This window comes from uncultured Demequina sp., assembly GCF_913055775.1.
GTDB lineage: Bacteria > Actinomycetota > Actinomycetes > Actinomycetales > Demequinaceae > Demequina.
The window spans coordinates 1-6,736 of sequence record NZ_CAJXJX010000136.1; the positions used below are offsets into that span (position 1 = coordinate 1).

6 protein-coding genes and 1 pseudogene are annotated in these 6,736 nt (G+C 71.6%); 2 read left to right on the forward strand and 5 right to left on the reverse strand.

Going from position 1 to position 6,736, the window contains the following annotated elements; genetic code table 11:
- From QZ483_RS11780 to argC, 5 genes and pseudogenes are all read right to left on the reverse strand, one after another.
- Nucleotides 1-552, reverse strand: a pseudogene (locus QZ483_RS11780) (ornithine carbamoyltransferase); the annotation flags it as partial.
- Entirely contained in the window at nucleotides 549-1,787 is a 1,239-nt protein-coding gene (locus tag QZ483_RS11785) for an acetylornithine transaminase (RefSeq protein WP_297084215.1), read from the reverse strand. The gene QZ483_RS11785 and the pseudogene QZ483_RS11780, both read right to left, overlap by 4 nt.
- Nucleotides 1,784-2,701 (reverse strand): acetylglutamate kinase, encoded by a 918-nt coding sequence (gene argB, locus QZ483_RS11790; RefSeq protein WP_297084217.1) that lies wholly within the window; start codon nucleotides 2,699-2,701, stop codon nucleotides 1,784-1,786. The genes QZ483_RS11785 and argB overlap by 4 nt, the downstream gene beginning before the upstream one ends.
- Complete coding sequence (gene argJ, locus QZ483_RS11795) at nucleotides 2,698-3,873, reverse strand: bifunctional glutamate N-acetyltransferase/amino-acid acetyltransferase ArgJ (protein WP_297084219.1); 1,176 nt, start codon at nucleotides 3,871-3,873, stop codon at nucleotides 2,698-2,700. Before argJ ends, argB begins: the two co-directional genes overlap by 4 nt.
- On the reverse strand, nucleotides 3,870-4,913 hold the full coding sequence (gene argC / locus QZ483_RS11800) for an N-acetyl-gamma-glutamyl-phosphate reductase (RefSeq protein ID WP_297084221.1): 1,044 nt from the start codon (nucleotides 4,911-4,913) through the stop codon (nucleotides 3,870-3,872). The genes argJ and argC overlap by 4 nt, the downstream gene beginning before the upstream one ends.
- A 141-nt stretch (nucleotides 4,914-5,054) precedes the next feature.
- Between argC and QZ483_RS11805 the strand changes: the two genes are divergently transcribed.
- Together QZ483_RS11805 and QZ483_RS11810 are read left to right on the forward strand one after the other, a co-directional pair.
- A complete protein-coding gene (locus QZ483_RS11805; RefSeq protein ID WP_297084223.1) occupies nucleotides 5,055-6,038 on the forward strand; it encodes a quinone oxidoreductase in 984 nt (327 codons plus the stop codon).
- 79 nt (nucleotides 6,039-6,117) lie between these two features.
- On the forward strand, nucleotides 6,118-6,624 hold the full coding sequence (locus tag QZ483_RS11810; RefSeq protein WP_297084225.1) for a GNAT family N-acetyltransferase: 507 nt from the start codon (nucleotides 6,118-6,120) through the stop codon (nucleotides 6,622-6,624).
- Nucleotides 6,625-6,736: the final 112 nt, after the last annotated feature.

A 6,736-nucleotide genomic window follows, 5' to 3' on the forward strand; every position in this document is an offset into this window, starting at 1 on the left:
GGGAGTGCCGATGCGCACGTGCATGCCCGCCGTCGCGCCGCCGAGCAGGTACGAGTGCGCCATGTTGTTCGCGCCGTCGCCCACGTACGCCAGGTCCAGGCCGGCGAGGTTCGCCACCCCTCCCCGTGCATCGGCCACCGCCGCCAGGTCCGCGAGGATCTGGCACGGGTGGAACGCGTCCGTCAGCGCGTTGACGACGGGCACGGACGAGTGCTCGGCCATCTCCTCGAGGCGGTCCTGGCCGAACGTGCGCCACACGATCGCGCTGACCTGACGCTCGAGCACGCGCGCGGTGTCCGCGATGGACTCGCCGCGGCCCATCTGCGAGCTGCCCCCGTCGACCACCAGCGGGAACCCGCCCAGCTCGGCGATGCCGGCCTGGAAGGACACGCGGGTGCGCGTCGAGGGCTTGTCGAACAGCACCGCGACGGCCTTGGGCCCCACGAAGGGCTGCACCTTGTAGCGGTCCACGCGCAGCTCGAGAGCGAGCTCGATGATCTCGCGCTGCTCGGCGGGCGTGACGTCGTCGTCGCGCAGGAAGTGCCTCGTCATGCCTGTTCTCCGCTCGTCGAGTGGGTCGCGAGGTAGCCCTCGAGCCACGTGAGGAAGGTGTCGGCCTCCGCGGTGGTGAGCGTCAGTGCGGGCACGAGGCGCACCGTGTCCGGGGCGGGCGGGTTCACGATGAAGCCTGCAGCGAGCGCGGCCTGCACGACGTCGGGCGCCACGGGCGTCGCGAGCCCGATGCCCAGCAGCAGGCCCTCGCCGCGCACCTCGACCACACCGGGGACCGTCGACAGCCGCTCGCGGATGTGGGCGCCCACGGTCTTGGCGTTGTCGATCAGGCCCTCGTCCTCGATCGCCTGGATCGTGGCCAGAGCCGTCGCCGCGGCGAGCGGGTTGCCGCCGAACGTCGTGCCGTGCTCGCCCTTGCCCAGCAGCGCGCCGGCGCGCTCGCCGAACGCGACCACGGCGCCGATCGGGAAGCCGCCGCCCAGGCCCTTGGCCAGCGTCATGACGTCGGGCTGGATGCCGTGCAGCTGGTGCGCGAACCAGGCTCCGGTGCGGCCCACGCCGGTCTGCACCTCGTCGAGGATGAACAGCGCACCGGTGCGGTGCGTGAGCTCGCGGATGAGCGCGAGGTACGCGTGGCTCAGCGGCACCACCCCGGCCTCGCCCTGGATGGGCTCGGCGATGATGGCGGCGAGGTCGTCGCCCGCGGCGGTCGCGGCGGCGCGCAGGGCGTCGGCGTCGTCGGCGGGCACGAACACCACGCCGTCCGGCATGGGAGCGAACTGCTCGCGGATCGCGGGCTTGTGAGTCATCGCCAAGGCGCCCATGGTGCGGCCGTGGAAGCCGCCCTCGAGCGCGATGATGGCGCCGCGGCCCGTCTTGCGCGCCATCTTGAACGCGGCCTCGTTGGCCTCGGCGCCCGAGTTCGAGAAGAACACGCGTGATCCGGACGGCGCGTGAGCGAGGTCCAGCAGCCGCTCGGCGAGCGCGACCTGCGGCGGCGTCGCGAAGAAGTTCGACACGTGCGCGAGAGTCTGCGCCTGCTGCGTGAGGGCACCCACCCACGCGGGGTGGTTGTGGCCCAGCGCGTTGACGGCGATGCCGCCCAGCAGGTCCAGGTAGCGGTTGCCGTCCGCGTCCCACACGTGCGAGCCCTCGCCGCGCACCAGCGCGCGCATCGGCGTCCCGTACGTGCACATGAGCGCGTGCTCGTAGCGCTGCGTCTCGACCCGGCCCTTCTCGAGGCCGGCCTCGCCGTGCTCGGACAGTCCGCTCATGCCCACAGGTCCACGTCGTCGGGCCGGACCATCGTGCCGATGCCGGACGTGGTGAAGATCTCGGTGAGCACCGAGTGCCGCTCGCGGCCGTCGATGATGTGCGCCTGGGGCACGCCGCCGCGGACGGCGCGCAGGCACGCCTCCATCTTGGGCACCATGCCCGAGGCGAGCGACGGCAGGAGCTTCTCGACATCGGTCGCGTGGATGCGTCGCACCAGGGAGTCGCGGTCCGGCCAGTTGGCGTAGAGGCCCTCGACGTCGGTGAGCATCACGAGCTTGCGGGCGCGGAGCGCGACAGCGATGGCTGCCGCGGCGGTGTCCGCGTTGACATTGAGCACCGTGGTGGGGTCCTCGATGTCCGGCGCGACCGTGCTGACCACGGGGATGCGGCCGGCGGAGATGATGTCCTCGATCGCGGCGGGGTTGACCTTGATGACGTCGCCCACCTGGCCCACGTCGACCTGCTTGCCGTCGATCTCGGCGTGGCGGCGCTTGGCCTGCAGCAGGCCCGCGTCCTCGCCCGAGAGCCCCACGGCGAGCGGGCCGTGGTCGTTGATGAGGCCCACCAGCTCGCGCGACACGGAGCCGGTCAGCACCATCCGCACCACGTCCATCGCCTCGGGGGTCGTGACGCGCAGCCCGCCCTTGAACTCGGACTCGATGCCCAGCTTGTTCAGCATGTCCGAGATCTGCGGGCCGCCGCCGTGCACGACGACGGGGTGCAGGCCCAGCAGGCGCAGGTGCACCACGTCCTGGGCGAAGGCGGCCTTCAGGGACTCGTCGATCATGGCGTTGCCGCCGTACTTGATGACGACGGTGGCGCCCGTGAAGTTCTCGATCCACGGCATGGCGTCGATGAGGACGCCCACCTTCTGGGCGGGGGTCAGGTCGGGATAGTCGATGTCATGAGTCATGAGGAGTACGCGCTGTTCTCGTGGACGTAGTCGTGGGTGAGGTCATTGGTCCAGACGGTGGCGGCCGCGTCGCCGGCCTTGAGGTCGACGATCACCTGCACCTCGCGGCCGGAGAGGTCGACGAGGTCGCGGTCATCGCCCACGCCCGCGTTGCGGCACACCTGAACGCCGTTGACCACGACGTCGATGGTGGTCGCGTCGTAGGGCGCGACGTCCTCCGGCACCGTGCCGGCCGCAGAGATGATCCGACCCCAGTTGGGGTCGTTGCCGAAGATCGCGGTCTTGAACAGGTTCGAGCGGGTGATCGCGCGCGCGACGGCCTCCGCGGCGGCCTCCGTGGTCGCGTTCTCGACGGTCACGGCGATGTCGTGCCCGGCGCCCTCGGCGTCAGCGACCAGCTGGCGCGACAGGCTTGCGAGCACCGCCGTGAGCTCGGCCTCGAACGCGCTCGGGTCGGGCGCGGCGCCGCTGGCGCCGGACGCCATCAGCAGGACCGTGTCGTTGGTGGACATGCAGCCGTCGGAGTCGACCCGGTTGAGGGTCTGGGCGACGGCCGATGCAAGGGCCGCCTTGGCGGTCGACGCGTCCACCTGGGCGTCGGTCGTGACCACGCACAGCATGGTGGCCATGCCCGGCGCGAGCATCCCGGCGCCCTTGGCCATGCCGCCCACGGTCCAGCCGTCGCGTCCCGCCACGGCCTTCTTGGGCACCGAGTCCGTGGTCATGATGCCCTCGGCGGCCGCGTCGCCACCGTCGCCGGAGAGCCCGGCGATGGCCGCATCGGCCCCAGCGAGAAGCGTGTCCATGGGGAGGCGCACGCCGATCAGCCCGGTCGAGCAGACGACGACGTCACCTGCGGCGACGTCGCGCCCCGCGGCCTGAAGAGCCTCGGAGATGTGCTCGGCGGTGCGGTGGGTGTCCGCGAAGCCCTCGGGCCCCGTGCACGCGTTGGCGCCGCCGGAGTTGAGGATCACGGCGTCAGCTCGGCCGTCCGCGACCACCTCGCGCGACCAGGTGACGGGAGCCGCCTCGATGCGGTTGGTGGTGAAGACTCCGGCCGCGACCTTCGACGGACCCTCGTTGACGACGAGAGCGACGTCCTTGGCGCCGGTGGACTTGATGCCGGCCGCGACGCCGGTCGCGACGAATCCCTGGGCAGCGGTGACGCTCACGGGGCCACCCCCAGCACCTGGAGACCGGTGGTCTCGGGCAGCCCGAGCGCGAGGTTCATCGACTGGAGGGCCTGACCCGCGGTGCCCTTCACGAGGTTGTCGATCGCGGACACGACCACCACGCGACCCGCCTTGCGGTCCACGGCGACCTGCACTAGGCACGTGTTGGCACCCAGCGTCGCCGCCGTGGTGGGCCACTGTCCCTCGGGCAGCAGGTGCACGAACGGCTCGTCCGCGTACGCGCTCTCCCAGGCCTCGCGCACCTCGCCCGCCGTGACGCCGGGCGCGATCGGGGCGGTGATGGTCGCGAGAATGCCGCGAGCCATGGGCACCAGCGTGGGCGTGAAGCTGATCCTGACGTCATCCGCGCCCGCGACGCCCAGGTTCTGGACGATCTCCGGGATGTGGCGGTGCACTCCCCCGACGCCATAGGCCGAGGCGGCGCCCAGGCCCTCCGAGGCGAGCAGGTTGGTCGCGAGCTTCTTGCCCGCGCCCGAGTACCCGTTGGCGAGCACCGCGACGACGTCCGTGGGGTCCACGACGCCCGCAGCCACGCCGGGCTGCAGCCCGAGCGTGACGGCCGTGACGTTGCAGCCGGGCACCGCGATGCGCTTGACGCCCGCGAGCCGGTCGCGCTGGTGGCCGTCCGCGGTGATGAGCTCCGGCATGCCGTACGGCCAGGTGCCGGAGTGCTCGCCGCCGTAGTACTCGGCCCAGTCCGCGGAGCTCGCGAGCCGGTGGTCCGCGCCGCAGTCGATCACGAGCGTCTCCGGCGGCAGCTGCGCCGCGATCTCGCCCGAGGCGCCGTGCGGGAGCGCGAGCACCACGACGTCGTGACCGGCGAGGGTCTCGGCGCTGGTCTCGACGATGGTGCGGTCCGCGAGCGTGCGCAGGTGCGGCTGGTGGACGCCAAGGGCGTCGCCCGCAGACGAGTGCGCGGCCAGCGCCCCGAACTCCACGTCGGGGTGCTCGCTGAACACGCGGAGGACTTCACCTCCCACGTATCCCGATGCTCCAGAGACCGCTACTGAAATGCTCATGTGCATAACTATACATGCCTTCGAATGACCTGGGGCCGACCGTCGGCGCCGCTCGGCGCGCGCCGTGATGTCCGTGCTACCAGGGATGGCGCGCGTGGCGCTGCAGTGGAGGGCGAGAACCGCCCGTGCCACGATGGACGCATGAGATCCATCGTGGCACCGAACCCCGGCGGTCCGCAGGTCATGGCGCTGACAGAGGTGCCCGATGCGGCGCCGGGCGCGCACGAGGTGCTCGTGCAGGTCGCCGCGTGCGGAGTCAACTACATCGACACGTACCAGCGCTCGGGCATCTACCCCATCGACTTCCCTTTCACCCCGGGGCTCGAGGGCGCCGGCACCGTGGTCGAGGCCGGGTCTGAGGTGGACTGGGCGCGGCCCGGCGACCGTGTGGCGTGGGCGTCGGCGGCGGGCTCGTACGCCGAGCGCGTGCGGCTGTCTCGGGACGACTGCTTCCATGTGCCCGAGGGCGTGCCGCTCGAGACGGCCGCCGCGCTCATGCTGCAGGGGCTCACCGCCCACTACCTGAGCGCGTCGACGTTCACGCTGCACGCCGGCCACGTGGCGCTGGTCCACGCGGGCGCGGGAGGGGTCGGGCTGCTGCTCACTCAGCTGGCTCGCGCGCGCGGCGCGCGCGTGATCTCGACCGTGTCGAGCGACGAGAAGGAGCAGCTGTCGCGCGCGGCCGGCGCGTCCGAGGTGATCCGTTACGAGCGCTTCCGGGACATGGCCGCCGAGCTTCCGGCCGCGGTGCGGGACCTGACGAACGGCGCCGGCGTCGACGTGGTCTACGACGGCGTGGGCGCGTCGACCTTCGACGGATCTCTCGCGTCGCTCGCGGTTCGCGGCACGATGGTGCTCTTCGGCGGGGCGTCGGGCCAGGTGCCGGACTTCAACCTGCAGCGGCTCAACCGCGCCGGCTCGCTGTTCCTCACGCGCCCGTCGATGGGGCACTACCTGCGTACCGACGAGGAGCGCGCCTGGCGCGCGGGCGACCTGTTCGCGGCCGTCGCCACCGGCGAACTCGACGTGCGCATCGGCGAGACCTTCCCGCTCGCCTCCGCCGCATCGGCCCACGAGGCCCTGCAGAGCCGCCGCACCACCGGCAAGGTGCTCCTGCTGCCGTGAACCGCTTCGCCCCTGATAGGACACCGACACGACGCATTTCTGACACGCATCCGTGACATGGACCAGGCACAATGGCGCCATGCAGTATCTCCGCCTCCGCGTCATGCGCGATTCCGATGTGCCTGACGTTCTCGCGCTCAATTCCGCCGCCCACCCGGCGGTGAACGAGCTCACGGAGGACGAGCTGCGGGCGCTGATCGGCTGGTGCGACGTCACGCTCGTCGCCTCCGATCGTGACGGCCGCGTGATCGCGTTCCTGCTGAGCCTGGGATCGGGCCAGCCGTACCAGTCGGAGAACTACCGCTGGTTCGAGGCGCGCGGCGTGCGTCACCAGTACATCGACCGGATCGTGGTGGGCGCGGGGGCGCGCGGCACGGGCGTGGGCCGCGCGATGTACGAGTCGGTGTTCGAGCGGGCCCGCGAGCGCGGAGCGACCGAGGTCACCGCCGAGGTCAACGTGCGCCCGCACAACGCGCGCTCGATCGCGTTCCACGAGCACCTGGGGTTCCGCCAGCTCGCCGAGCAGGAGACCAAGGACGGCACCGTCCGCGTCGCGCTCCTCGCGCGCCCGGTCGACGACCTGTAGCGAGGCTCCTGGCGGTCGATTCTCGCTCGCCTAGCTGTAGTGCCCAGGCAGGTTGTTCAATCTGTTGATGGGTGGGATCTTGCCGATGGCTGAGTGGTTGCGGTGGTGGTTG